This window comes from Labrenzia sp. R5_0 (assembly GCF_017743835.1).
GTDB classification, from domain to species: domain Bacteria; phylum Pseudomonadota; class Alphaproteobacteria; order Rhizobiales; family Stappiaceae; genus Roseibium; species Roseibium algicola.
The window spans coordinates 1-1,173 of the sequence record NZ_JAGHRK010000027.1 but is presented as its reverse complement, the minus strand read 5'-3'; the positions used below and the strand labels follow the sequence as shown (position 1 = coordinate 1,173).

General features: G+C 54.2%; 1 protein-coding gene. It reads left to right on the top strand.

Features of this window, described 5'->3' with window-relative positions; translation table 11 throughout:
- Positions 1–76: 76 nt before the first annotated feature.
- Complete coding sequence (locus J7447_RS31175; protein ID WP_077294751.1) at positions 77–1,072, top strand: IS30 family transposase; 996 nt, start codon at positions 77–79, stop codon at positions 1,070–1,072.
- Positions 1,073–1,173 lie beyond the last annotated feature (101 nt).

The following is a 1,173-nucleotide window of genomic DNA, read 5'->3' as shown; positions in this document are numbered from 1 at the left end:
TATAGCAGGGTGCGCGCTATTCCCAAGTGCGACTTCTGTTTGAAACCAATAGGTTATCAAACAGGAGGATTGTGTCATGGGATCAAAATACAGCCACCTGACGCTGGAGGAGCGCCGCAAGATTGAACGCTGGCGCCAGGCGAAAGTGTCACCTTGCCGAATGGCGAAGATCCTTGGGCGGCACCGATCAACGATTTTTCGAGAATTGAAACGCAACCATTTTCAAGATGAACAGTTGCCGGACATCGTCGGCTATTTTGCTGTGGCGGCCCACCAGGAATGCGCCACGCGTCGGTCACGAAAACGAAAACTGATCAAGCATTCGGATCTGCGTCATCTTGTGACCGATCGCATCAAGGATGGCTGGACGCCGGAACAGATTGCCGGACGCATGAGATACGAAGGCGCCTCCCACCGGGTCTGCCAGGAAACGATCTACCGTTATATCTATTCGAAGGAAGGCCTTGCCCAGGAGCTGTGGTGGTACTTGCCGACACATCGAAAGTCTCGAAAGCCCAGACGAGCGAGAAAGCGCCTGCCACCCAAATTCCATCGTGACGTCAGCATCTTGTTCCGGCCAGATGCCGTGGCACATCGGCAGGAGTTCGGGCACTGGGAAGGTGATTTAATGCTGTTCAAACAGCACTTTGGTTCTGGCAACGTTACGTCCCTGGTGGAACGCGTCACCCGGTTCACCTTGCTTTTAAAGAATGACAACAGAAGAACACATTTGGTGCTTGGCAAGGTCATCGATGCGATCCGCCACCTGCCAATCCGTTCCCGAAAATCCATCACGTTCGATCGAGGAACCGAGTTTGTGGCCTGGCCGCATCTTCAAGCGGAAATCGGTACACAAACCTGGTTCTGTGATCCATCTGCCCCCTGGCAGAAAGGCACCGTGGAAAACACCAACCGACGTGCCCGACGATGGCTTCCCCGCAAACTCAATATGAGCCGGGTCACCGATCTTGAGTTGAAAGGGATCTGTGACCGGCTCAATGCGACGCCCCGGAAATGCCTTGGTTGGAAGACGCCGGCCGAAGTCTTCAGGGAGAAGATGCTGGCGCAATGAGTGAACGCCCCCTACCCTTGCAATCCGCAGAAGTCGCACTTCAAGTATCGCTCACAAGCCATTTAGTAATGCGACACTTGGGCCAGTTAGAGATGCGACAC